Consider the following 21105-nt stretch of genomic DNA (forward strand, 5'->3'; position numbering starts at 1 on the left):
AAAATGCGGGTGAAGAAACAGAGGCCCGATAAACACAACAGCACTTACCGCAAAGATTTCCACCAAAAACGAAATTGGTTTGTTTCTTGCTTTCAGCGAGGCAATTGTAAACCCTTAAAAAGCCAACGTATGAAAAGAAACACTTTGCTTGCTCTTGTAGCCCTCGGTTCTTTGCTTGTTAGCTGCAAAAAAGAAAACAACAACACATCGGACGGTTCGAATGTCAGCTATCAACTGGTTGCCGCTGATCGGTCTTCCACTCTGGGTGCGGTGAACACTGAAAGTTCCACTTTACAAACGGCAGCGGCCATTAACTGGACTTCCGGCTTTGCCAACGTAACGGAACTAAAGTTTGAGGCTAAAAACAAGGAGAACGACATTTCTTACCGCTCGGGAACAGACCGGCACATTGATCTCTTCAATCCTGTTGCTTCGGCCGGTACAATCCTGATTCCTTCGGGAACTTACGATCAGGTGAAATTCAAACTTGAGTTGGCTCCAACAAACAACGAACCGGCTTTGGAATTGGAAGGAAATTACAACGGCACTCCCGTTATTCTTCGGGTATCGCAACCAATAGAAATCAAGGGAGCCCAGCAAAACGTAACAGTCAGCGACAACAACGGCTATACCGCTATCACCGATCTAAATCTTTCCACCTTGCTGAACAATGTTTCGGCTAATTCATTAAACAACGCTACCCGCACCAATGGCCAGATTATTCTTTCTTCTTCGTCAAACCAAAACCTGTACAACCGGTTGGTGGGCAACTTGCGCGACCACGAGAACGAATGCCGGTGGAAGCGTAAGTAAAATGTTTTTGAAAGCCCTGAAATTGTTTCAGGGCTTTTTATTTCAAGCGATTAAGCAGGCATGGCATTATTTTTCCTGTGATATTCCAAGGTTCGGTTCAAGCCTTGTTCATGAACAAAACCACTGTCAGTCAGGCCTTGCTTCAATTATTGGTTAGAGTGTATAACCAGTCTATCCAATCCTACTATTTTTTCCCCGACGTTATCATTTGCGGACATCATCGCCTGGAGCGTGGCGACTTTGAATTCTTGTTGAAAGAAGGCTATATTGTTCCCTATCACACCGACTCATTCGGCAAACTTTATCGTCTTACAAAAAAAGCCGAAGAAGCATTGCACACACAACTGCGTGTGCGGAAGTACCGTTCGCAAAAAGCAAAGGAAGTTGCGGAGCAGGCTGATTTCTCTTTCTATTAAATTCTTTTTCTGCCGCCTCTTTCTTACGCCAAGGTTATTGAACATGAGGGTGTGGCACTATTTTCTTATCGTAAAAGAAAAAGAGTATGCTAGCCTTTGAGTTTAAGCAGCCGTTGGAAGTAACAACCGCTTATGGCGACGGCTACATTTGGTACATGATTGACTACGGTCCCCACGCCGATACGCTTTACACCGTTATCATTAAAGAAACGGGTGAGTGCTGGCAAATGTGCCACAAAGATTTTCGTGTAAAAACAAATACAACGTTGGGTATCCGGAAACATTACGAAAGCCCGCAGAATAAAGCCGTGCGTTCACAAGCGCACACAAACAGTGCTGTGAAGCAGTAGCAAGCTGCTTTTAAATGGCACAGTTTTTTGAACTTTTTATAAAAATTTTGAGTTATGCCAAATTGGTTGAGAGCGTTGATAGCCGGCTATGGTGCCAGCAAATTAGGTGGCGGTTGTTTTGGAACAATCGTAGTGTTTGTCATCATTTACATGCTGCTTGGCCATTGCGGCGGCGGGCATTACCATTAATCTTTACACAGCCGTTTCGGAACAGGGAATGCAATACGACGTTCCCTTTTTAATTTTCCGTTATGCAAGCACCGCAAAATTTTAACGGCAAGGTCTTTCTCAATCCCGTTTCGACGGAGATGATGAAACCCGGCTCGTTCTTCCGGGTAATGCGAAAATTTCTTCAAAAGCACCCGGAACGGGAGCCTGCGTCCCCGCTTGGCCCTTTTAGCGCAAGTGCAGAAGTATTGCAACAACTTCCGTCGCAAACCCTTCGCGTTACCTGGCTGGGGCATTCAACGCTTTTGATTGAAGTGGACGGGAAACGTTTCCTTACCGACCCCGTTTGGTACAACCGCGTTTCGCCGTTTCGATTTCTCGGGCCCAGGCGTTTCTTTCAAAATCCTTTGCCGCTGAGCCATCTTCCCGCAATTGATGCGGTGCTCTTGTCGCACGATCACTACGATCATTTGGATAAACAAACGCTACTTGCTTTAACCCGCAAAAACATTCCGGTCATAACCATGCTTGGCGTGGGCAGGCGCCTTGTAAACTGGGGCGTTCAAAAAAATTTGATCACGGAATTGGATTGGTGGCAGGAAACAAAAATTGATGGAGGCTTTACCGTAACCGCAACACCTTCGCGTCATTTTTCGGGGCGTTGGCTCAACGACCGTTTTAAAACACTGTGGGGCGCTTTTGTCGTTAAAGCACCAGTGCACAACATTTTCTTCGGCGCTGATTCGGGTTATTACAACGGCTTTGCCGAAATCGCGGAAAGGCTCGGGCCTTTTGATATTGCGATGCTTGAAATTGGCGCTTACAACGAAATGTGGGAAGCCATTCACATGGGACCGGAAAAGGCGGTACAGGCTACCCTTGATCTGGGCAGGCCTTTGCTTCTGCCCATTCACTGGGGAACGTTTAGCCTGGCCATGCATCCCTGGAAAGAACCGGTTGAACGATTAATAGCAGAAGCGGCAAAGAAAGACGTGAAGTTGATTTTGCCTGCACCCGGCGAATCCGTTACGGTAAATAAAGAACCGTACAACAGCCAGTGGTGGACGCAGTATCGTTGAGGCCTCACTTAACAGGAACGGGATTTGCGCTTCCTTAAAAAAAGTTATGGAAGATAATAAGCAAAAGAAAAACGAACAGCGGATGGGCGAACCGAATCCAACGGTGAATGCACCCGGCTCGAAGGTAGCCGATTACGGTGATGTGGAAGGCGGGGAAGGCGCTGGCGATGAACGGTCTCACCGCACTACCGACAAAGCTGATCGCGGCAGGGTAGAGCCCTTAAAAGGAAAAGATGAAACCCTTGGCACACCGTAAGCCAACAACTGATTTTTTGAAGAGAAGCAGGTTTCTGCTTCTCTTTTTATTCAGTGGGATTGTTCATCACCTGCTGGGCAATTTGCTTTTTCAGATTAATCTCGTTCACATCACCCGAAGCTTTGATTTCGTATAAAGGTGTTACTGTAACACTTGGATTGTGCAACAGAGTAAAATGCGCACCGGTTATCTTTTGCAGTTCGGCATCGTCAACAAAAACCGAATACACATTTAAAAAACCCACAGGGGTCATGCTCATGTCAATTGTTTCTACATCGTAATTCACTTTATATCCCTTTCCGTTGAACGGTACTTTAATCGTCTTCATGTTGCGTCGTTGTTTCTGGCTTTGCTGAAAATATTGTACCGCCGTCCCTTTGCGAAAAGACAAATGTGGCAGTGCCTTTGCAGCAGTTAAACAGATAATTGTCGGTTATGAAAAAGAGGATGCTTTTTGGTTTTCTGCTTTGCACCTTCACGGCACATTCCTTTGCACAGTCGGCCGGAGTGAAAAAGAAAAATGGCCCGGCAAAAACAGTTGCCAAAAACAAAAGCACAAGAGCGGCAAAAGATTCCGTGGTTACTTTATCAAGCACAGGCCGCTACGACGCTTTTGCCTCATCATCAAAGCTGCTCATTACCGACCCTACCGTTAACCGGCTTAATCAACGAGCGAACGGCTCCGGCCTGCGCATAAGCGGATCGGGTATTGTTGGAATGCCTAAGGGATCATACGGTTTTGCCAACGGTCATCTCTTGCTGCGCAATACAACCGCAACGTCTTCCGGCACGGCTTATGGCAGCGGCGCCGTGGGCACGGGCACAAGCATACAGGGCGTTGGCACAAGCGAGGCAAGCATTGGTGTAAACGGGAAAAATCCTTACGCTGTTTCGTGGCTTTGGGGCGACCGTCAACCGCGTTCTATTCGGAATGATTCGGCAAGAAGGCACTAAGAATTACGATTCTTTTATTTCTCTTACCTCGTAACGAGAAGCATAAGGCAAAGGCTTTACAGGCTCGTGCAAATAAGCCGACCACACATGCGTAAACGAAGCGCCAAAATACAAGATGAGCGATGAGTAAAACACAAACAACAACACCAGGACAACGCTTGCCGATGCGCCGTATAAATTGCTGATGTTGCTGTTGATGAGCAGGAGCCGCAACACGTATTTACCGGCGGTAAAAAGAATAGCCGTTACAAAAGCCCCGCTGAAAGCCACTTTCCACGAAGGCCGGGCATCGGGCAGCAACCGGAAAAGAACGCCGAACCAAAGCGTTACAAACAACAGCGAAAGCACATAGTTGAACACGCTATTAATGTAAAGCGCTAGTGCCGGAAAAACGGCCGCAATGCTTTTGCCCATTTGCGCTTTTGCCGCTTCGGCAAGTATGCTTACAAGAATTAAAACGCCGGTAGCCAAAATGATAAGAACCGATTGTAAACGGGTACGCAACTGTTTGGCAACGCTTCTTCCCTCAACCACTTTAATGCGCCACAGTTGGTTGATGGAACTTTTTATCACCATCAGCATAGTTGTAGCTACCATCAACAAAAAAAGAAAGCCAAAGGCAGTTATCCAAACGTTGTGCGCAAGCTGGCGGAAAGCGATCAACGTATCTACCACTTGCCGAACGCTTTGTTCGCCAACGATGCCCGAGAGATCGCGGAACAAGCTGTGCCTTATTTTCAGCGGGTCAAGAACCAGCCCCATGAATTGCGTAAGCAAAATCAAAATAAACGGCAATGCAAAAGAAGTGAAAAAGGCGGTGGCGCCGGCCATGCGCAATGGGTCGTTGTGAATTAAATGCGCAAAGGCCCGTTTAAAAATTGCGGGCAGGTGTGAAAGAGAGAACTTCAGTTTTGTTTGAACAGCGTGCGCCATCCTACAAACTAAATAAAATTCCTTGCCATTTCTGCGCTTCTGTTTTCATAAACTTTGAATTTGCGTTTGTATCAAGGCAATGAACTTTTATAAGCACAGTTTCTATTTTCATGACGATGCATCGAAAGCTTAATGGATAGACGAACTCTTGGTTCATAAAACTGTTTCGCACGGAGCGAAGGGCCAAAGGAAAAGAAACCGCCAATCACAAACCGTTTAAGGTATGCTTCTTGTTTTTTTGCAGTTATGAGCGAAGAACTCGATGTTGATTGTCCTTTGTGCGGCCGGCCGTTGGCGCATCCGTATAACCGCCATCACTTGCTGCCTTTGAGCAAGGGCGGCAAAGGAACCACGACGGTTTTGCTGCACAAAATCTGTCACGATAAAATTCATTCGGTATTTACCGAAATGGAACTGAAGCGGCATTATAACACCATTGAAAAATTAAAGGCTGACGAAGAGATCGCTAACTTTTTGAAATGGGTGGCGAAGAAGGAACCGCAATTTTATGATGGGTCGGTGCGCAAGAATAAAGCCTGATACGATCGTTCACAACGCGGAATGCTTCAGGCTGCACAAAGGAATTTTAAAACCGTTTACGTTGGCATAATTCTTTCGCAACACTCTCTAAATTTTCTTATGAACCGGAACGAAGAAAAAGAACCGCTGCAAAAGCCTGATGGCAAAAACACAGATGAACAATTTGGCGCAGCCAACACGGTTTCTACTATTGAAGAAGACAACGAAAGAAGGCCGTTGGACAAAATAGAAGGTCACATGCGCAACGGTGAGTTGGGCGGCAACATGCAAGAAGAAGGCAATCACAAAAAATAAGCGTTATGGACAACGACAAAGGAAAGTTTGAACAGCAGGACCATCCGCTCAAGAACACCGACAAGGCTTTTGTGCAAGTGGGCAAAAACGGCGAGCCGGTAATGCCCGAACATACAGAGGAAAGCAACAAAACAGAAAAGCCCGGCGAGAAAAGAAACATTACGTACGACAGGCCTTAAGCAGAAAACCGTTATTGCTAAACAAGACAAACGTTTTTATGGAAAACAAAAATTACGGCGATCCAAACAGGGCGTATCGCGAAGAACTGAACGAGAAAGGCAGCACGTTTACCGATACTCATGCAGAGTCGGAAGCAAGAGACAAAGCAAAAATTGAAAAAGCCGCCACGGGACAAAGCCAGAAGATGGACGGCGGAAATCCGCACGCAGAAGAGGATACGGTGAGCGACGAGGAGATTAGAAGAGAAACGTTGGAGAAGAAGTAGTTGATTGGTTGACCGGTTGATTAGTTGACTGGTTAATTGGTTATGCACAAATCAACTAATCAACCGGTCAACCAATTAGCCCAACTGATTTTTCAAAAAGCTTTCAATAGCACTGCACGGAACCATAAAGGGCTTGTCGGTAATGTTTATTTGCAGGCTTTGCCCGCCTACGGTGTAGGCACCCACGATCTTGTTTCCAAAAACAGACACGTTGAAATCGCCGCGGCTTGTATCGCCGTTAAAGTTCCCGCCTTGTCCTTCTACGGCCCGCCGCGCTTTGGCTAAAACGTCTTCGGCATTTCCCGAAAAAGGAAGAGAAAATTCACACGCCATAAAATTGATTTCTGCAAAGAAAAGACCTTGCTGTGAATTGGCAATATTCAACGGCCAATCGGCAACAAGCAATGGCAATGAATAATACTCAGGCGCAAGTTCACCCGCTTGTTTAGGTTTTGCCTGTTGCCGATTGGCCGTTGCTCATTCATAACGACCGGAAAGCATGCGGCTAAAACGCTTTACATCCGCTTCGGGTGCAAGCGGATAATTGTACACGATGTGCTGCGCCAATTGGTGCGCAAAAAAAGGCGCAAGCGATGTTCCTTTTGTTCCCATTCCGTTTAAAATTCCCACATTTTGAAACACAGGATGAAAGCCTACAAAAGGCCTGCGTTCAACAGTTGCCGGACGCACCGCTGCCTTGTGTTCAATTACTTTGTACGGCTTTTTTAGCCAGCGGTTCAGAGCGTTGGTAGTTGCGGTAAAAAATTGTTCGGATGGTTTGCCGTCTTCAAATTCCCATTGATAATTTGAACCGACCCAAAAGGTATTTTTTTGCGGCAGCGGCGCAAGCATTATTCCTCTTTTGAACACATGATCGACAGGCAAATCTTCGCATTCAATCACGAGGGCTTCACCTTTGATGGCTGAAAAAGGCAGGAGCGAAAACCAGGGATTATCTGTTGCAAGAATGCCCTCGCAAAAAACAATTTTTTGTGCCGAGATGTTTCCGTATTGCACGCCGTCTTCTTTTACCTGTAATTCTTCTATCCTGAATTTTTCTTCGTGCAAGGCTTGCATTGCCGCCAGCTTTTTTTGCCACAAAGAGAGAAGGATTTGAAGGCTGACCGAGTAGGCCGGCCCGATTTCGCCGCAGCCAAAATCGTAATGGAAAAATTCATTGAAACGGTTTTGATCGGGATAGGCACGAAGAAAAGTATCGTTTTCCGAGATGCGCTCGATAAAGGCATTGCGCATTTGCGGTGAAGGGAAAAAATCAATGATGTTTCGGCCGTAAAGAAGAACGGCGTCGAGATATTGACCCAGTTCGGTATAGGTTGTTTGTGCAAAGCCGGACAATTCTTCGGCCATCCAGGTACGAACGTAACGCCGGCCGGTAACGGGATTGATGATGCCCGCCGCTATTTTCGACGACGAGTTTTCCGCACCGTCGTCAATCACCATAAACGATTTGCCTTCCTTGTGAAGCCACCACGAAAGCAAAGTGCCGCAAATGCCTTGTCCAACAATCAGTACATCGGTTTGCATGGCGCGAAGGTAGAGTAAGGAGATAGGAGGTGGAATGTAGGAGGTGGAATGTAGGAGGTTAGGGTGGGCTGTGAAATTGTTTTCTAAATTCTATCTCCTACCTCCTGTCTCCTGAATTCTCCTTAATTTGCCCGTCCATTTCTTTGCTATGAACAAGTATGCAATCATCGTCGCCGGAGGGTCGGGCAAGCGCATGGGAAGTGCGGTACCCAAGCAGTTTTTGTTGTTGCACGGCAAGCCCGTTTTGTACTACACCATCAAAACTTTTTTGGAGGCCTTCGACGATCTGCAGCTTGTTTTGGTTTTGCCAGAGGACTATGCCGACATGGGCCGCGAGATCATTGACGCTTACTTTGATTACAACCGCATTCAAATAACATCGGGCGGCGAAACGCGATTTCATTCCGTGCAAAACGGCTTGCGGTTAATACACAGCGATGCCATCATTTTTGTGCACGACGCGGTGCGTTGTTTGGTAACGGTGGACCTGATTCAACGCTGTTACGAACACGCCTTGCGCATGGGCAGCGCCGTGCCGGTAACCATTTCCCGTGACAGCGTTCGTTTGCTCAACGAAGAGCTCAATGATAACGAAGTCCTCGACCGCAACAAAGTAGTACTGGTGCAAACGCCGCAAACTTTTCACAGCCGCATTTTGCGTCCGGCTTTTGAAATAGATTTTAAGGAACGCTTTACCGACGAAGCAACGGTGGTAGAAGCCTACGGCCTGAAAATTTCGCTGATAGAAGGCGAGGAGAATAATTTAAAAATTACGCGGCCGGTGGATTTGCTGATTGCAGAAAAGTTGTTGGAAGCAAACCTGTCGCCGCAGTCCGTGTGAAGCCGCAACATTGCCTGCTATTTCAACAAATTCTTTATCTCATTCAATTTCAACAAAGCTTCTACAGGAGTTAAGCGATTGATGTCAATGCCCTCAAGCATCTGACGAATGTCGTCGAATGTTTGGCTGTGCGCATCAAAAATGCTCAGTTGAAGTTTTGGCGTCGAAAGGTTTTTTACGTTTTCGGTAAGTGCCCCATCCACGTGTTTTGCTTCCAATTGCTTCAACACCTCGGTTGCCCGTTGCACAAGGCTTTGCGGCATACCGGCCATCTTTGCCACGTGAATGCCAAAGCTGTGCGTGCTGCCGCCCGGCGCCAGCTTGCGCAGGAAAATAATTTTGTTGCCTACCTCTTTGTTGGTGACGTGAAAGTTTTTCACCCGCGGCAATTTGTTTTCCAACTCGTTCAACTCGTGGTAGTGTGTCGCAAAAAAAGTTTTGGGTTTTTCCGGTGCCAAATGCAAATGTTCAACAATGCTCCAGGCGATAGAAATACCATCATAGGTTGATGTGCCTCTTCCAATTTCATCGAGCAGTATCAAACACCGAGACGAAACGTTGTTGATGATAGACGCCGTTTCGTTCATCTCCACCATAAAGGTGCTTTCGCCGGCACTCAAGTTATCCGAAGCACCGACACGGGTAAAAATCTTATCCGTCAGCGAAATTCTTGCTTCACTAGCTGGGACAAAACTGCCCGTGTGCGCCATCAATGTTATCAGCGCAGTTTGTCGCAACAGAGCCGATTTACCGCTCATGTTCGGACCGGTAAGAATGATGATTTGCTGTTCGTCTTTGTTTAGCAACAAATCGTTGCTGATGTACGATTCGCCTTGCGGCAAACTGCGTTCAATTACCGGGTGACGGCCTTCTTTAATTTCTATTTCGTCACCTTCGTGCAGGACTGGCTTTTTGTAATTGAATTGAAGCGCATTGGTTGCAAAACAACAAAGGCAATCCAAAGTAGCCGCAATCTGCGCATCTGTTTGTACCGGTTGAATAAAATCGTGCAGCTCGTTCAGCAAGGCATCAAACAGTTGCAACTCGATGGTTAAAATCTTTTCCTCTGCACCGGTAATTTTTTCTTCGTACTCTTTTAATTCAGGAGTGATGTAGCGTTCGGCATTGGCAAGCGTTTGCTTGCGCATCCATTCGGCGGGAACCTTTGCTTTGTGTGCGTTGGTTACTTCGAGATAATAACCAAATACGTTGTTGTATGCAATCTTCAGCGATGTGATGCCCGTAGCTTCGCTTTCTTTCTGCTGCAATTGCAAAAGATATTCTTTGCCGTTGTGCGCAATGTTTCGAAGCGCATCCAGATCCACATTTACATCTTTGTTAATGAAGCCGCCCTTTGCCGCCAACGCCGGCGGATTGTCCACAATAGTCTTGAAAATCTTATCGGCAATATAGCGGCAGGGATTGATCGCATCGCCCAAACGCTTCAGGTAATCGTTGTTGCTTTCGGTGCAAAGCTGTTTGATGCTTTCGATTTGCTTTAATGATCTTGCCAGTTGCAGGAGTTCACGCGGATTGATTTTCTTCAGCGGAATTTTTGAAACCAGTCGTTCCATGTCGCCGCATTGGCGCAAGGCTTGCAATAGCTTGGCACGAACGTCGGTAGTTAAAATAAAATGCTCAACGGTATTCAGCCGCTCGTTGATTTTTTGGATGTCTTTCAACGGAAAAACAATCCATCGCTTGAGCATTCTTGCGCCCATTGGTGTAACGGTTGCATCCAAAACATCGAGCAGTGTTTTGCTGCCTTCGTTGCTGCGGTGAATGAGTTCAAGATTGCGAATGGTGAAACGGTCCATCCACAAAAAATCAGCTTGTTCAAGGCTATGAACAGAAGTGATGTGCTGAAGATTCGGGTGCTCGGTTTCTTTTAAATAGTGGAGAATTGCGCCGGCGGCAATTAAGCCAGCGCCGGAGCCTTCGACGCCAAAGCCTTTCAGCGAATGCGTGTCGAAATGTTTCAGCAAACTTTCTTCGGCATACGCCTGCGTGAAAATCCACTCATCAAGCGTGTACGTGTAAAATTTGCTTCCGAATTCTTCTTTGAACCTGCGTTGATGATGACGTTGATAAATGACTTCTGCAGGTTTAAAACCACTCAACAATTTATCGGCATATTCCCTATCGCCTTCGGCAATAAAAAATTCGCCGGTGGAAATATCAAGAAAGGCAAGGCCGTATTGTGCATCCGAAAAATGAATGGCTGCTAAAAAATTATTGGCGCTGAAATCAAGAAGCTTGTCGTTTGTTGCTGTTCCCGGCGTCACCATTTCGGTTACGCCGCGTTTTACAATTCCCTTCGCTGCTTTTGGGTCTTCGAGCTGATCGCAAATAGCCACGCGGTAACCGGCTTTCACCAACTTGTGCAAATAAGTATCGAGTGCGTGATGCGGAAATCCGGCCAACTCATTGTCTGCTGCGCTGCCGTTGTTTCGCTTTGTTAACGTAATGCCCAGAACCTGTGAAGCAATGACCGCATCTTGTCCAAACGTTTCATAAAAGTCTCCCACGCGAAACAGCAAAATGGCATCAGGATACTTTGCCTTGATGGCTTTGTGCTGCTGCATCAGCGGTGTTTCGGCGGGCTTTGTTTTGCTCATGGTGATGACGACAAAAATAGCGGTGCAGTGGCGTTTCGGCTGCTTTTTTTATCCACGCGAAAGCCGCACTTACATTTGCACGCAAACAAAACGGAATGCGAAAATTGAGCATGAACGAATTGGGCCGCAAGTCGGTGGAGGAATTCCGGCAATCGGAAAAGATTCCCGTGATTGCGGTGATGGAAAACATTCGAAGTGCGTACAACGTGGGCTCCATTTTTCGCACGGCCGATGCCTTTCTTTTGGAAGGGATTTACATCTGCGGTTACACGGCTTACCCGCCGCACAAGGAAATTAAAAAAACAGCTTTGGGCGCAGAAGACACCGTAGCATGGAAGTATTTCAAAAATATCAGCGAAGGCATTGATGAACTGAAAACACAAGGCTATAAAGTTTATGCAATAGAACAAGCAGTGGACAGTTGGAAACTTGGTTCTTTCGAAGTGGACGATGATAAAATTGCCGTGATTTTTGGAAACGAAGTAACCGGCGTAGAGCAAAGCACAATTGCTTTGTGCGATGGAGTGATTGAGATTCCGCAACTGGGCATGAAGCATTCGTTAAACGTGGCTACAGCGGCGGGAGTAGTGCTTTGGGAATTGGTGCGGGCAAAGATTTCGGGCTAAATTTGCGGTATGGACACAATCATTGTAAAACCGAAAAATGCTGAGCAGGCAAGGGAAGTGTTGCAAGTTTTGAAACAAATGAAGGTGAAAATAGAAATTTATCCAGACCGCACGAAAGATGAGATTCTTGATTCAATTCAAAGAGGTGCGAAACAAGCGGCGGATTTCATCAAGGGAAAAATTCAATTAAGAGACGCACAAGAGGTTTTGGATGAGTTATAGAGTTGTCCTTACCCCTGAATGTGAACGAGAATTGAAGTTTCTTTCCAAGAAGCACGCTTCTTTTAAAAATGACCTGCAAACGCTTATTAATTCGCTAAAAGAAAATCCAGTTCAGGGTAAACCGCTTGGCAACAATTCTTATAAAATCCGGCTTGCTATTACAAGCAAAGGAAAGGGTAAGAGCGGTGGTGGGCGGGTGATTACACATATTTTTGTTCAGGATGAATTTGTACTCTTAATCAGTATTTACGACAAGTCTGATCAGCAAACGATCTCTGATACGGAAATCAAAAAGCGATTAGAATCCTACCTAAAAAATTTATGACAACCGTAAAAAATTATCTCTCTCTTATTAAGTTTTCGCACACCATCTTCGCCATGCCCTTTGCGTTGATTGGGTTTTTTCTGGCTATTAAGTCTGGTTTGTTTTTGGACGATAGTATGCCAACGTTATTCGGCACAGAGCAATGGAACTTGAATCGAACTATTGGATGGGGGTGGAACCGCCCGCTTTTTTTCGACCAGCGAACATATATTTTAAAGTTTTTGCTTATTCTGATCTGCATGATTACCGCTCGCAGCGCAGCGATGGCTTTTAACCGTTATCTCGATAGAAAATGGGACGCAATTAATCCACGAACCGCTATCCGGGAAATTCCCAAAGGTATTATCACGCCAAAAAATGCTTTGGTCTTCACCATCATCAGTTGCTTGCTGTTTATCACCGCGACGTTTTTCATCAACCGTATTTGCTTCTTTCTTTCACCGGTAGCGTTGGCTGTTGTGTTAGGCTATAGTTATACCAAACGCTTCACGCCGCTTTGCCACATGATACTTGGGTTGGGGTTATCCCTTGCACCAATCGGTGCTTATTTAGCGGTTACCGGAAAATTCAACTGGCTACCCATTTTGTTTTCGTTTGCCGTTATTTTTTGGGTAAGCGGCTTTGACATTATTTATGCCTTGCAGGATGAGGAATTTGACAAAGCCAACCGGCTTTATTCCATTCCGGCATGGCTCGGAAAAGCAAAGGCTCTGCGTGTTTCGGAAGTATTGCATTTGTTAAGTGCCGCTTCTGTAATGGCCGCCGGTAAACTGGGCGATTTTGGTTGGTTGTACTGGATTGGCGTGTTGGTTTTTGGCGGCATGTTGCTTTATCAACATTCCGTTGTAAAACCAAACGATTTGCGTCGGGTGAACCTCGCCTTTATGACGGCCAACGGCATTGCCAGCGTTGTGTTTGCGGTATTTGTGATTGCGGATTTATTTCTGCGTTGAGGCCAATCATTACTCATTCAGAATTAAAGTTATTGGGACGGATTCTCTCCATTGATTACGGAAAAAAACGCACCGGCATTGCCGTAACCGATCCGTTGAAAATTATAGCCACAGGCTTAACAACCGTTGAAACACCGAAGCTCATGACTTTTTTGAAAGAGTATCTTGCAAAAGAAACAGTCGAAGAAGTTATCATTGGCATGCCGACGAACATGGACGATTCCGATACTCACGCCACGCCGCTGGTGCGCCATTTTATACAGGCTTTTCAGAAGCACATTCCGGAAATTCCTATTAAAGAGGTCGACGAACGCTTCACGTCAAAGATGGCTTCGCAAGCCATACTGCAAATGGGCCTTAAAAAAAAGCAGCGTCAGAACAAGGCCTTGGTGGATGAGATTGCAGCAACCATTATGCTGCAGGAATACATCCGGAAATTTTAGATTTACGATTGCTGATTGCGGATTTTGATGGCCTACCTTTGGCGATAATCTAAAATCGCAAATCTGAAACCTGCAATCGAATGATTTTTCCAATAATAGCTTACGGCCATCCTGTTTTGCGCGAAGTAGCAAAAGATATAACGCCAGACTATCCCGGCCTTGATAAACTGATTGAAGACATGTGGGAAACCATGTACGCCAGCAACGGCGTGGGATTGGCCGCACCACAAATCAACAAATCCATTCGGTTGTTTGTGGTGGACAGTGCGCAGATTTTTGCCAACATGGATGATGATGAAAGAAAAGAAACTGATTATCCTGACGCACCCGGCATCAAGCAGGTTTTTATTAACGCACACATTGTAGAAGAAGCCGGTGAAGACTGGCCTTACAACGAAGGATGTTTGAGCATTCCAAAAATTCGCGAGGACATTTACCGTGCCGAAGAAGTAACCTTGAAATACATGGATGAAAATTTCCGGGAGCACACCAAAACCTTTGACGGCGTTACGGGCCGCATCATTCTGCACGAATACGATCACATTGACGGCAAGCTTTTCATTGATCACCTCTCGCCTTTAAAGCGCAAACTTCTTGGCCGCAAACTGAACGACATCTCAAAGGGTGCAATCAGGGTTGATTACAAAATGCTGTTTCCGAAAAAATAATCTGAACTGGAATTTGGGTTATTTGGATTTACAGGAAAGAAAGAGTCACTCAGTAGTAAACGACTCTTTCTTTATAAGACTGTTTCTCTGTCTTCCTGATCCTTTAAATCCGCCCAAATCGTGGTTCAAACATCAGCTCTTTGTTTTTGAATATTCCCGCCACTTCTCAATCACCTTCGCCATGTCATAGGGCAGATCACTTTCAAAGAAAACTTCTTTGCCCGTTGCCGGGTGGACAAAGCCCAATGTTTTTGCGTGCAGGGCCTGTCGCGGACAAATGGCAAAGCAGTTGTCCACAAACTGTTTGTACTTGCTAAAAATGGTTCCTTTTACAATCTTGTCGCCGCCGTAAAAATCATCGTTGAAGAGCGGGTGGCCAATGTATTTCATGTGTACGCGAATCTGGTGAGTGCGGCCTGTTTCCAGTATGCATTGTACCAAGGTTACGTAATTAAAACGTTCCACTACTTTGTAATGCGTAATGGCTTCTTTGCCGTGATCGCCTTCGGGATAGGCCTCGAACAATTTGCGGAAGCGAAGGTTTCTCCCAACGTGTGCGATGATCGTTCCCTCGTCGTTTTGCATATCGCCCCAAACCAACGCCAGGTATTGACGCTTTACGGTGTGATCGTAAAATTGCTTGGCGAGTTGCCGCATGGCCTTGTCGGTTTTGGCCAACACCAGCAAGCCGCTCGTGTTTTTGTCAATGCGATGCACAAGGCCAAAGCGAGGCAGTGTTTCCTCGGAGACGGAAGGATTTGTTTGTTGAAGATGATAAGCGATGCCGTTGAGTAACGTGCCGCGGTAATTGCCGCTACCGGGATGCACTACCAATCCTGCCGGTTTATTTACGATAATGATGTCTTCGTCTTCGTGAACAATGTTCAGCGGAATATTTTCGGGAACAACGTCCGTTGACTCGGGATGCAGATCGGAGTAAACAATGATTTGGTCAAAGGCTTTGATTTTGTAATTCTGCTTCACTTCTTTGCCGTTCACCAGAACCAATCCCGTATTGATGGCTTGCTGCAATTTGTTGCGGGTAGCGCCTTCAATGCGGTTCATCAAAAACTTGTCAATGCGGTAAGGCTCCTGGCCTTTGTCGGCGTTAAAAACAAACCGCTCGTAAAGTTCATCGCTGCTTTCCGGTTCGTCTGCTTTTGAATTGATTTCTTCGGCCATAGCCTGCAAAAATAAATAACGTGAGACGTGAAACGTCAAACGTGAGAACGTTGTGAACGATGGAGATAAAGACGTTACGGTATCATCGCTTTCGTTTCACGTCTAACTTCAATGTAGTTTTGCACCATGCGTGAAAAGCAGATCGTTGAATTTAAAGATTTGGGGCGAGTGGAGTACAAAGCAGCCTGGGATTACCAGGAATCCTTGTTGCAAAAAAATTTGCGTATAAAAAAAGAAGCGACCGACGCCATTGCCAACTGCCAACTGCCAACTGCAAACTATTTACTCTTCGTCGAGCATCCGCCCGTTTACACTTTGGGCAAGAGCGGTAAAATTGAACACGTGTTGATTAACGAAGAAGAAAGGAAAGCCAGGGGCATTGAATTTTATCATACCAACCGTGGCGGCGACATTACTTTTCACGGGCCGCAGCAGATTGTTGGCTATCCCATTTTAGATCTCGAAAAATTTTACACCGACATTGGCCGTTACCTGCGCGAACTGGAAGAAGTCATCATCTTAACGCTTGCTGATTTTGGTATCAACGCCGGCCGCTCAAAGGGCGAAACAGGCGTGTGGATTGACGCTGATGCAAAAGGCCGCGAACGGAAAATTTGCGCAATGGGTGTTCGGTGCAGCCGCTGGATTACCATGCACGGCTTTGCGTTGAACGTGAACACCGATCTGTCTTATTTCAATCATATCATTCCCTGTGGCATTCAAAACAAAAAGGTGACTTCGATGAAGGAAGAATTGGGAAGTGAAGTGCCCGTTGAAGATGTAAAAGAAAGCTTGAAGCGAAATTTCGAGAAAGTGTTTTTTGCCGAGCTAAGAGAAAAAGACTAGGAAGACAGGGGAACGCCAATGAAAAATGATAACAGGCATCCAGCCCTTTTTCTCTTCGCCTAAAATTCCTTCGTTAAATAAAACTTGCTTTTCTCCACAAGTTTGTCGTCGTTGTAGAGTTCAAACAAAAACCAACCGGCGTGCATGAAGTCGGTTTTGTCAAGCGTAAGCCCCGTGCGGTTGATGGTTTTTATCTCAAACAAAGGGCTTCCGTCTTCTTCAAAAAACTTGATGTGGTATTTCTGCCGGTCGGCATCAGGAAGGTTGACGTACACGTAGCCGTCCTTGTTGGTGTACACGTAAAAAGAAGGAACGAAGGTGGGCTTTTTAATTACCACTTCCGGCTTTTTGATTTCGGGTGTTTCGCGTGGATTTGTGCCAATGGGATTGTTGGCATTTCCCGTTGGCCCTGCCGGCAACGCAACTTTCGCGGTATCAAAGCCGGGCTTTTTTGGCGCGGTAAAAAAATAGCTGCCGTCTTTCTTCACAATAAAGAGGCGATAGAACATGTGGTCGTTCAGCGCCTTGTTGTCGGCAAAGCCGTTGAACTTTGCGTTCGCGTCGGCAAGCGTAACCAGCGTTGTGTAATTTTTTAAACTGTCGTGCGAACGTTGCACGCTGATTTGCTTTAGCGAGTCGTAAGGGTTTACCCAGCCAATGATAATGCGGGCATTGCCGTCGGCGTCCATGCCCATGTTGCGCACGTTAAATTTGGGTAACGTATCCTGGCTGAACGCGAGTACGGAAAGCAAAACAAAAACCGACAAACTAAAAAAACGCCTCATGCTGATTGATTGTGTCCTCTTCAAAGGGAGTAGCGCAAATATAAAAGTGAGCGTTTTCTTCAGTCGAAAATTAACGTCCCTTTTTTCAGCGAGGCATTTCCCTGCAATCCGCCGGTGTGTATCAGCAGCAACCTGCTGCCCGGCGGGAAACAGGCCTTCTTCAACAAATTGAAAGCAGCGAAGAAAGCCTTGCCGGTGTAAACAAGATCGGTTGGGATGTTTGTTTGTCCGTAAAACTCATTCATAAAATTCAAGAGGTCAGCGGTATATTTTGCGTATCCACCGAAATGATAATCCCACAGCAATTCAAACGCATCTTGTTTTTCTTGGGTTAATAAGTTTTGAATTTCCTGCTGAAGCGAAAAAGCATTTTTTAAAACCGGTACGCCAATGACTTTTTGCTGCGGCAGCGACGCTTTTATCAACCCGGCAAGCGTGGTGCCCGTGCCGACGGCACAAAGGATATGTGTGTAGAAATTTGTTTCGTTCTGGTACAAAATATCGCTTGCGCCCTGTACGCCCAATGCGCCGTAACCGCCTTCGGGAAGGGTGTAAATACTCTCGGCATCGTGTTCGGCAAAGACTTGCCGAGGAACGCTTTTGTTGCGGTACTCTTCTCTTGAAACAAAATACAATTGCATTCCATAATTTTTTGCCGCAAGCAACGTGTGCGACGGCATTTTCGGTTCTTCGCCGCGGATGATGCCGATGCTTTTTAAACCGATGAAATGCGTTGCGGCCGCGGTGGCAACGATGTGGTTGGAATACGCACCGCCGAACGTAAGCAGCGTTGTTTTGGCTTCGGCTTTTGCCGCTTTGATGTATTCTTTTAGCTTGAACCATTTGTTTCCCGACACGACGGGATGAAGCAAATCGAGACGCAAAACGTCTATCGTTTGCGGAAAAGAGTAGAAGGAAGAAATCGAATCAACACGGGGTTGTACAAACAGAGAACTCATGCTTAGTAGGGATAAAAATAAAGGCTATTTTCGCAGCAATTTTTTAAAAAACAAATATGAAACCGACGCTCGTTATTATGGCTGCCGGCATGGCCTCGCGGTACGGCAGCATGAAGCAGATACAACAGTTTGGTCCCAGCGGCGAAACCATTATGGACTACTCCATTTACGACGCCGTTAAAGCGGGCTTTGGCAAAGTGGTGTTCATCATACGAAAAGATTTTGCCGACGACTTTAAAGCCATTTTTGAACCCAAGCTGAAAGGCAGAATTGAAACCGAATACGTGTACCAGGAACTGGATGCTTTTATGGGCGCAACGCCGGTTCCCGCAGACCGGAAAAAGCCCTGGGGAACGGCACACGCCATTCTCTGTGCACACAATGCCGTAAGCGGCCCGTTTGCGGTGATTAACGCGGATGATTTTTACGGCGAAGACGCTTTTGTAAAAGCCAATAACTTTTTGGTGATGGAATGCCGCGAAGATTTGTACGGCATCATTGCTTACCGTCTTGCCAATACTTTGTCGGATCACGGCACGGTTAGCCGCGGTGTAATTGACGAAGACGCTAACAATGAAATGGTAGGCATTAACGAGCGGCTGAAGGTTTACCGCGACAACGGACAAATGGTGGACGAGCAGGGCGATACCAAATTGTCCATCGTTGAAGAGGCAAAAGCTTCAATGAATTTTTGGTGTTTTCATCCTTCAATATTTCCGTACATCCGCGAGGAGTTTGCCGCATTTTTGGGTAGAAGCCTGAACGATCCCAAAGCTGAATTCCTGATCCCGTTTGTGGCCGACCAGTTCATCAAAAGCGGACGCGGAAAAATTAAAGTGATTCCGACAAATGCTCCCTGGTTTGGCGTTACCTACAAGGAAGACGCACCAATTGTACAGCAAAAGCTCAACGGGTTGATTGGAGAGAAAACCTATCCCAACAAGTTGTGGTAAGCCGAAACGGTGATTTGGAATTTGAAGAATTACAAAGAAATAGAAACCGTTTTATAACAAAAGAGTCGTTCATCATTGAACGACTCTTTTATTTCTGTTAGAATCTTTAAAATCCACTCAAATCGTGGTTCAGATTAATTCACCTTCACCATGTACACGTAATCAGAAATCTTTTTTACCTGCTGGGTTCTGTCGGCGCCTTTCAAGCTGGAACTTGTCGGCAGCTTGATGTTTTGATAAACCGTGTCGCTTTTTTGCAATTGCGCCAGGGCATCGTAAATGTAGTTTGAGCGCACCGCAAACACCGCGTCTTCAACCAGGGATTGCTTGCCTTTCAAAATGCCAATGACTTCGCCGTTGCGATTCAGGATCGGGCTGCCGCTGTTGCCCGGATTTGCGGTAATGGAAATCTGGCAGGACAGCGTGTCGCCGTTATAACCCGTCTTGGCGGCTAAATAACCTTCGCCGTAAACAATGTCGTTTCTTGGATAACCAAGACTGAAAATTGGCTCGGCAACGTTTGCTGATGACCGCTTGATGGCATAAGGAATGGAGGCCGGTGATTTAAAGGCTGTGTCAATAATTTTTAAAATGGCGAGGTCACGCTTTTCGTCTGTGAAAATGAGTTTCGCTTTCAGGTCCTGCCCGTTGCTTTTTTGCACCGCAATGTACCTGGCGTTTTCAACAACGTGTGAGTTGGTAACAATGTATCCTTTGGTATCAATCAGGAAGCCGGTGCCACCACTGGTATATACCGGCGCAACGCCGGAGCTTTGCGCGGCAACGTCGTTGACCTGCTGTTCAAGCCGGTTTGTTTTCTGACCAATTTTATCAACTTGCTGGGTAATGTTGCTGATGTCGCGCCGCAGGTTAACCACTTCGTTTGGCGAATGACTTTTTGGCGAAAAAGACCAAACCACAGCACTGATGGAAAGCATGAGAATTCCCGCGACAGAAGCTGCAATAGCGGCTGTGCGCTTGTAGCGGTTAAACAGGTAAACCACTCTTGCCCGACCCTGCAATCGCGGCGATTCAATCTCGCCTCTTTCGGCCAGGTGAATGTGGGTTTCCTCCAGAACGGCCTTGAACTGGCGGGTATTTTCGTAGCGGGCCATTTGCTGCAAAAAGAAAGTATGCTCTACTACCGCCTGGTCTATTTCGGGATTGCTCTTGCGCAAGCTTTCAAAATACACCCGCTCATCCGGCGACATGTCACCGGCGATGTATCGCTCAACGGCATCCAGGATTGTTAAATCATCCATCACGGCGTCACATTTTTATATTGCGTAAAAAATATTTTTTTCAGTCGCATCAGGCATTTGTACTTCTGCGTCTTGGCGTTTTCGGCATTGGTGTAACCAAAGGTGCCGGCAATCTCCTGCATGTTCTTCTTCTGCAAATAAAAAGCCTCCAACAAGCTCTTGCACGGTTCGCCCAAACTGCCCATTGCCTTTTCCATCACGGTAAATTCGTTGTCGCGTTTTTCGTGTTCTTCCATTTCCTCGTCTACCAGTACAAAGTCCTCGGTGTTTTCGTGCAGGCTGTACTTGCTTTGCTGCATCAGCCTTTTTAGCCACAACCGGCGACACACAGAATAGACAAAGGTTTTTAGCTGGCAGTTTAATTCAAAAGAGCCCGACTGCACTTTTTGGTAAAGAACAATCATCGCTTCCTGAAAAATATCCTTTGCGTCTTCGGCGCTGCCGTTGTTGTTCACCACCAGCGCCTGTATCAAATTGAAATTTTCTTTGTAGATGGTTTCAATTGCTTTTCGGTCGTTCCGGGCCAGTCCCTGTAGTAAAGCGATTTGATGCTGCTCTGCTTTCAAGTGCAATCTTCGTTTAATTCGAAAAAGAGAAAAAAGTAACCCAAAGATGCGGGTAAAAAAATT

At 46.2% G+C, this 21105-nt stretch carries 30 protein-coding genes; 20 read left to right on the top strand and 10 right to left on the bottom strand.

What is annotated here, in order from left to right; translation table 11 throughout:
• Nucleotides 1-129: 129 nt before the first annotated feature.
• The 6 genes from FSB75_RS20570 to FSB75_RS20590 all read left to right on the top strand — a co-directional run bounded on the left by FSB75_RS20570 (nt 130) and on the right by FSB75_RS20590 (nt 3082).
• Nucleotides 130-813: a hypothetical protein gene (locus FSB75_RS20570; RefSeq protein ID WP_146791302.1), complete on the top strand. Its 684-nt coding sequence runs from the start codon at nt 130-132 to the stop codon at nt 811-813.
• A gap of 110 nt (nt 814-923) precedes the next feature.
• Entirely contained in the window at nt 924-1229 is a 306-nt protein-coding gene (locus tag FSB75_RS20575; RefSeq protein ID WP_146791304.1) for a hypothetical protein, read from the top strand.
• Nucleotides 1230-1315: 86 nt separating this feature from the next.
• Nucleotides 1316-1579 carry a hypothetical protein gene (locus FSB75_RS20580; protein ID WP_146791306.1) on the top strand — a complete coding sequence of 88 codons (264 nt, stop codon included), beginning with the start codon at nt 1316-1318 and terminating at the stop codon, nt 1577-1579.
• Nucleotides 1580-1633: 54 nt separating this feature from the next.
• Entirely contained in the window at nt 1634-1768 is a 135-nt protein-coding gene (locus FSB75_RS22270; protein ID WP_262711939.1) for a hypothetical protein, read from the top strand.
• A 62-nt stretch (nt 1769-1830) separates the two neighbouring features.
• Nucleotides 1831-2826, top strand: a complete 996-nt coding sequence (locus tag FSB75_RS20585) for an MBL fold metallo-hydrolase (protein ID WP_146791308.1) — start codon at nt 1831-1833, stop codon at nt 2824-2826.
• A gap of 46 nt (nt 2827-2872) precedes the next feature.
• Nucleotides 2873-3082, top strand: a complete 210-nt coding sequence (locus FSB75_RS20590) for a hypothetical protein (RefSeq protein WP_146791310.1) — start codon at nt 2873-2875, stop codon at nt 3080-3082.
• Nucleotides 3083-3128: 46 nt separating this feature from the next.
• On the opposite strand, the gene FSB75_RS20595 is transcribed toward FSB75_RS20590, so the two are convergent.
• Nucleotides 3129-3410 (bottom strand): hypothetical protein, encoded by a 282-nt coding sequence (locus FSB75_RS20595; RefSeq protein ID WP_146791312.1) that lies wholly within the window; start codon nt 3408-3410, stop codon nt 3129-3131.
• A 107-nt stretch (nt 3411-3517) separates the two neighbouring features.
• On the opposite strand from FSB75_RS20595, the gene FSB75_RS20600 reads away from it, so the two are divergent.
• Complete coding sequence (locus FSB75_RS20600; protein ID WP_146791314.1) at nt 3518-4036, top strand: hypothetical protein; 519 nt, start codon at nt 3518-3520, stop codon at nt 4034-4036.
• A 3-nt stretch (nt 4037-4039) separates the two neighbouring features.
• Here the strand turns inward: FSB75_RS20600 and FSB75_RS20605 are convergent, their stop codons facing one another.
• Entirely contained in the window at nt 4040-4969 is a 930-nt protein-coding gene (locus tag FSB75_RS20605; protein ID WP_146791316.1) for a YihY/virulence factor BrkB family protein, read from the bottom strand.
• A 246-nt stretch (nt 4970-5215) separates the two neighbouring features.
• Between FSB75_RS20605 and FSB75_RS20610 the strand changes: the two genes are divergently transcribed.
• The 4 genes from FSB75_RS20610 (at nt 5216) to FSB75_RS20620 (ending at nt 6248) form a co-directional block, all read left to right on the top strand.
• On the top strand, nt 5216-5509 hold the full coding sequence (locus tag FSB75_RS20610) for an HNH endonuclease (RefSeq protein WP_146791318.1): 294 nt from the start codon (nt 5216-5218) through the stop codon (nt 5507-5509).
• Between the two features lie 99 nt (nt 5510-5608).
• Complete coding sequence (locus FSB75_RS20615) at nt 5609-5803, top strand: hypothetical protein (RefSeq protein ID WP_146791320.1); 195 nt, start codon at nt 5609-5611, stop codon at nt 5801-5803.
• A 5-nt stretch (nt 5804-5808) separates the two neighbouring features.
• A complete protein-coding gene (locus tag FSB75_RS21915) occupies nt 5809-5982 on the top strand; it encodes a hypothetical protein (RefSeq protein WP_172623243.1) in 174 nt (57 codons plus the stop codon).
• A gap of 38 nt (nt 5983-6020) precedes the next feature.
• Nucleotides 6021-6248, top strand: a complete 228-nt coding sequence (locus FSB75_RS20620) for a hypothetical protein (RefSeq protein ID WP_146791322.1) — start codon at nt 6021-6023, stop codon at nt 6246-6248.
• A 75-nt stretch (nt 6249-6323) separates the two neighbouring features.
• On the opposite strand, the gene FSB75_RS20625 is transcribed toward FSB75_RS20620, so the two are convergent.
• Both FSB75_RS20625 and FSB75_RS20630 read right to left on the bottom strand, forming a co-directional pair.
• A complete protein-coding gene (locus tag FSB75_RS20625) occupies nt 6324-6581 on the bottom strand; it encodes a hypothetical protein (protein WP_146791324.1) in 258 nt (85 codons plus the stop codon).
• Nucleotides 6582-6725: 144 nt separating this feature from the next.
• Nucleotides 6726-7793, bottom strand: coding sequence for an NAD(P)/FAD-dependent oxidoreductase (locus FSB75_RS20630; protein ID WP_146791326.1), 1068 nt, complete (start codon nt 7791-7793; stop codon nt 6726-6728).
• Between the two features lie 148 nt (nt 7794-7941).
• Here FSB75_RS20630 and FSB75_RS20635 point away from each other — a divergent pair, with 148 nt between their 5' ends.
• Nucleotides 7942-8634 (top strand): 2-C-methyl-D-erythritol 4-phosphate cytidylyltransferase, encoded by a 693-nt coding sequence (locus FSB75_RS20635; protein ID WP_146791328.1) that lies wholly within the window; start codon nt 7942-7944, stop codon nt 8632-8634.
• A 17-nt stretch (nt 8635-8651) separates the two neighbouring features.
• Here FSB75_RS20635 and mutS read toward each other — a convergent pair whose 3' ends face one another.
• The gene (gene mutS / locus FSB75_RS20640; protein WP_146791330.1) at nt 8652-11252 is read right to left on the bottom strand and encodes a DNA mismatch repair protein MutS; all 2601 of its coding nucleotides are present in this window, start codon (nt 11250-11252) and stop codon (nt 8652-8654) included.
• A gap of 95 nt (nt 11253-11347) precedes the next feature.
• Here mutS and FSB75_RS20645 point away from each other — a divergent pair, with 95 nt between their 5' ends.
• The 6 genes from FSB75_RS20645 to def all read left to right on the top strand — a co-directional run bounded on the left by FSB75_RS20645 (nt 11348) and on the right by def (nt 14489).
• Entirely contained in the window at nt 11348-11878 is a 531-nt protein-coding gene (locus FSB75_RS20645) for an RNA methyltransferase (RefSeq protein ID WP_146791332.1), read from the top strand.
• A gap of 9 nt (nt 11879-11887) precedes the next feature.
• Nucleotides 11888-12100 (top strand): hypothetical protein, encoded by a 213-nt coding sequence (locus FSB75_RS20650; RefSeq protein WP_146791334.1) that lies wholly within the window; start codon nt 11888-11890, stop codon nt 12098-12100.
• Entirely contained in the window at nt 12090-12425 is a 336-nt protein-coding gene (locus tag FSB75_RS20655) for a type II toxin-antitoxin system RelE family toxin (RefSeq protein WP_146791336.1), read from the top strand. Before FSB75_RS20650 ends, FSB75_RS20655 begins: the two co-directional genes overlap by 11 nt.
• Entirely contained in the window at nt 12422-13378 is a 957-nt protein-coding gene (locus FSB75_RS20660; protein ID WP_146791338.1) for a UbiA-like polyprenyltransferase, read from the top strand. The genes FSB75_RS20655 and FSB75_RS20660 overlap by 4 nt, the downstream gene beginning before the upstream one ends.
• A gap of 32 nt (nt 13379-13410) precedes the next feature.
• On the top strand, nt 13411-13821 hold the full coding sequence (ruvX, locus tag FSB75_RS20665) for a Holliday junction resolvase RuvX (RefSeq protein ID WP_146791340.1): 411 nt from the start codon (nt 13411-13413) through the stop codon (nt 13819-13821).
• Nucleotides 13822-13901: 80 nt separating this feature from the next.
• On the top strand, nt 13902-14489 hold the full coding sequence (gene def / locus FSB75_RS20670) for a peptide deformylase (protein ID WP_146791342.1): 588 nt from the start codon (nt 13902-13904) through the stop codon (nt 14487-14489).
• 132 nt (nt 14490-14621) lie between these two features.
• Here def and FSB75_RS20675 read toward each other — a convergent pair whose 3' ends face one another.
• The gene (locus FSB75_RS20675; protein ID WP_146791344.1) at nt 14622-15671 is read right to left on the bottom strand and encodes an RluA family pseudouridine synthase; all 1050 of its coding nucleotides are present in this window, start codon (nt 15669-15671) and stop codon (nt 14622-14624) included.
• A gap of 126 nt (nt 15672-15797) precedes the next feature.
• Here FSB75_RS20675 and lipB point away from each other — a divergent pair, with 126 nt between their 5' ends.
• A complete protein-coding gene (gene lipB, locus FSB75_RS20680) occupies nt 15798-16517 on the top strand; it encodes a lipoyl(octanoyl) transferase LipB (RefSeq protein ID WP_146791347.1) in 720 nt (239 codons plus the stop codon).
• Between the two features lie 59 nt (nt 16518-16576).
• Here lipB and FSB75_RS20685 read toward each other — a convergent pair whose 3' ends face one another.
• Together FSB75_RS20685 and FSB75_RS20690 are read right to left on the bottom strand one after the other, a co-directional pair.
• On the bottom strand, nt 16577-17302 hold the full coding sequence (locus tag FSB75_RS20685) for a hypothetical protein (RefSeq protein ID WP_146791349.1): 726 nt from the start codon (nt 17300-17302) through the stop codon (nt 16577-16579).
• A 59-nt stretch (nt 17303-17361) separates the two neighbouring features.
• Nucleotides 17362-18261, bottom strand: coding sequence for a 1-aminocyclopropane-1-carboxylate deaminase/D-cysteine desulfhydrase (locus FSB75_RS20690; RefSeq protein WP_146791351.1), 900 nt, complete (start codon nt 18259-18261; stop codon nt 17362-17364).
• A gap of 56 nt (nt 18262-18317) precedes the next feature.
• On the opposite strand from FSB75_RS20690, the gene FSB75_RS20695 reads away from it, so the two are divergent.
• Nucleotides 18318-19214 carry a glycosyltransferase family protein gene (locus tag FSB75_RS20695; protein ID WP_146791353.1) on the top strand — a complete coding sequence of 299 codons (897 nt, stop codon included), beginning with the start codon at nt 18318-18320 and terminating at the stop codon, nt 19212-19214.
• Between the two features lie 134 nt (nt 19215-19348).
• On the opposite strand, the gene FSB75_RS20700 is transcribed toward FSB75_RS20695, so the two are convergent.
• Nucleotides 19349-20476: a S1C family serine protease gene (locus FSB75_RS20700; RefSeq protein ID WP_146791355.1), complete on the bottom strand. Its 1128-nt coding sequence runs from the start codon at nt 20474-20476 to the stop codon at nt 19349-19351.
• The gene (locus FSB75_RS20705; RefSeq protein ID WP_146791357.1) at nt 20476-21042 is read right to left on the bottom strand and encodes an RNA polymerase sigma factor; all 567 of its coding nucleotides are present in this window, start codon (nt 21040-21042) and stop codon (nt 20476-20478) included. The genes FSB75_RS20700 and FSB75_RS20705 overlap by 1 nt, the downstream gene beginning before the upstream one ends.
• Between the last annotated feature and the right edge of the window lie 63 nt (nt 21043-21105).

This window comes from Flavisolibacter ginsenosidimutans (assembly GCF_007970805.1).
Lineage (GTDB): Bacteria > Bacteroidota > Bacteroidia > Chitinophagales > Chitinophagaceae > Flavisolibacter > Flavisolibacter ginsenosidimutans.

Coding starts and splice junctions, on each gene's coding strand:
- FSB75_RS20570 (WP_146791302.1), top strand. CDS start 130: ATGAAAAGAAACACTTTGCTTGCTCTTGTAGCCCTCGGTTCTTTGCTT.
- FSB75_RS20575 (WP_146791304.1), top strand. CDS start 924: ATGAACAAAACCACTGTCAGTCAGGCCTTGCTTCAATTATTGGTTAGA.
- FSB75_RS20580 (WP_146791306.1), top strand. CDS start 1,316: ATGCTAGCCTTTGAGTTTAAGCAGCCGTTGGAAGTAACAACCGCTTAT.
- FSB75_RS22270 (WP_262711939.1), top strand. CDS start 1,634: ATGCCAAATTGGTTGAGAGCGTTGATAGCCGGCTATGGTGCCAGCAAA.
- FSB75_RS20585 (WP_146791308.1), top strand. CDS start 1,831: ATGCAAGCACCGCAAAATTTTAACGGCAAGGTCTTTCTCAATCCCGTT.
- FSB75_RS20590 (WP_146791310.1), top strand. CDS start 2,873: ATGGAAGATAATAAGCAAAAGAAAAACGAACAGCGGATGGGCGAACCG.
- FSB75_RS20595 (WP_146791312.1), bottom strand. CDS start 3,410: ATGAAGACGATTAAAGTACCGTTCAACGGAAAGGGATATAAAGTGAAT.
- FSB75_RS20600 (WP_146791314.1), top strand. CDS start 3,518: ATGAAAAAGAGGATGCTTTTTGGTTTTCTGCTTTGCACCTTCACGGCA.
- FSB75_RS20605 (WP_146791316.1), bottom strand. CDS start 4,969: ATGGCGCACGCTGTTCAAACAAAACTGAAGTTCTCTCTTTCACACCTG.
- FSB75_RS20610 (WP_146791318.1), top strand. CDS start 5,216: ATGAGCGAAGAACTCGATGTTGATTGTCCTTTGTGCGGCCGGCCGTTG.
- FSB75_RS20615 (WP_146791320.1), top strand. CDS start 5,609: ATGAACCGGAACGAAGAAAAAGAACCGCTGCAAAAGCCTGATGGCAAA.
- FSB75_RS21915 (WP_172623243.1), top strand. CDS start 5,809: ATGGACAACGACAAAGGAAAGTTTGAACAGCAGGACCATCCGCTCAAG.
- FSB75_RS20620 (WP_146791322.1), top strand. CDS start 6,021: ATGGAAAACAAAAATTACGGCGATCCAAACAGGGCGTATCGCGAAGAA.
- FSB75_RS20625 (WP_146791324.1), bottom strand. CDS start 6,581: ATGGCGTGTGAATTTTCTCTTCCTTTTTCGGGAAATGCCGAAGACGTT.
- FSB75_RS20630 (WP_146791326.1), bottom strand. CDS start 7,793: ATGCAAACCGATGTACTGATTGTTGGACAAGGCATTTGCGGCACTTTG.
- FSB75_RS20635 (WP_146791328.1), top strand. CDS start 7,942: ATGAACAAGTATGCAATCATCGTCGCCGGAGGGTCGGGCAAGCGCATG.
- mutS (WP_146791330.1), bottom strand. CDS start 11,252: ATGAGCAAAACAAAGCCCGCCGAAACACCGCTGATGCAGCAGCACAAA.
- FSB75_RS20645 (WP_146791332.1), top strand. CDS start 11,348: ATGCGAAAATTGAGCATGAACGAATTGGGCCGCAAGTCGGTGGAGGAA.
- FSB75_RS20650 (WP_146791334.1), top strand. CDS start 11,888: ATGGACACAATCATTGTAAAACCGAAAAATGCTGAGCAGGCAAGGGAA.
- FSB75_RS20655 (WP_146791336.1), top strand. CDS start 12,090: ATGAGTTATAGAGTTGTCCTTACCCCTGAATGTGAACGAGAATTGAAG.
- FSB75_RS20660 (WP_146791338.1), top strand. CDS start 12,422: ATGACAACCGTAAAAAATTATCTCTCTCTTATTAAGTTTTCGCACACC.
- def (WP_146791342.1), top strand. CDS start 13,902: ATGATTTTTCCAATAATAGCTTACGGCCATCCTGTTTTGCGCGAAGTA.
- FSB75_RS20675 (WP_146791344.1), bottom strand. CDS start 15,671: ATGGCCGAAGAAATCAATTCAAAAGCAGACGAACCGGAAAGCAGCGAT.
- lipB (WP_146791347.1), top strand. CDS start 15,798: ATGCGTGAAAAGCAGATCGTTGAATTTAAAGATTTGGGGCGAGTGGAG.
- FSB75_RS20685 (WP_146791349.1), bottom strand. CDS start 17,302: ATGAGGCGTTTTTTTAGTTTGTCGGTTTTTGTTTTGCTTTCCGTACTC.
- FSB75_RS20690 (WP_146791351.1), bottom strand. CDS start 18,261: ATGAGTTCTCTGTTTGTACAACCCCGTGTTGATTCGATTTCTTCCTTC.
- FSB75_RS20695 (WP_146791353.1), top strand. CDS start 18,318: ATGAAACCGACGCTCGTTATTATGGCTGCCGGCATGGCCTCGCGGTAC.
- FSB75_RS20700 (WP_146791355.1), bottom strand. CDS start 20,476: ATGGATGATTTAACAATCCTGGATGCCGTTGAGCGATACATCGCCGGT.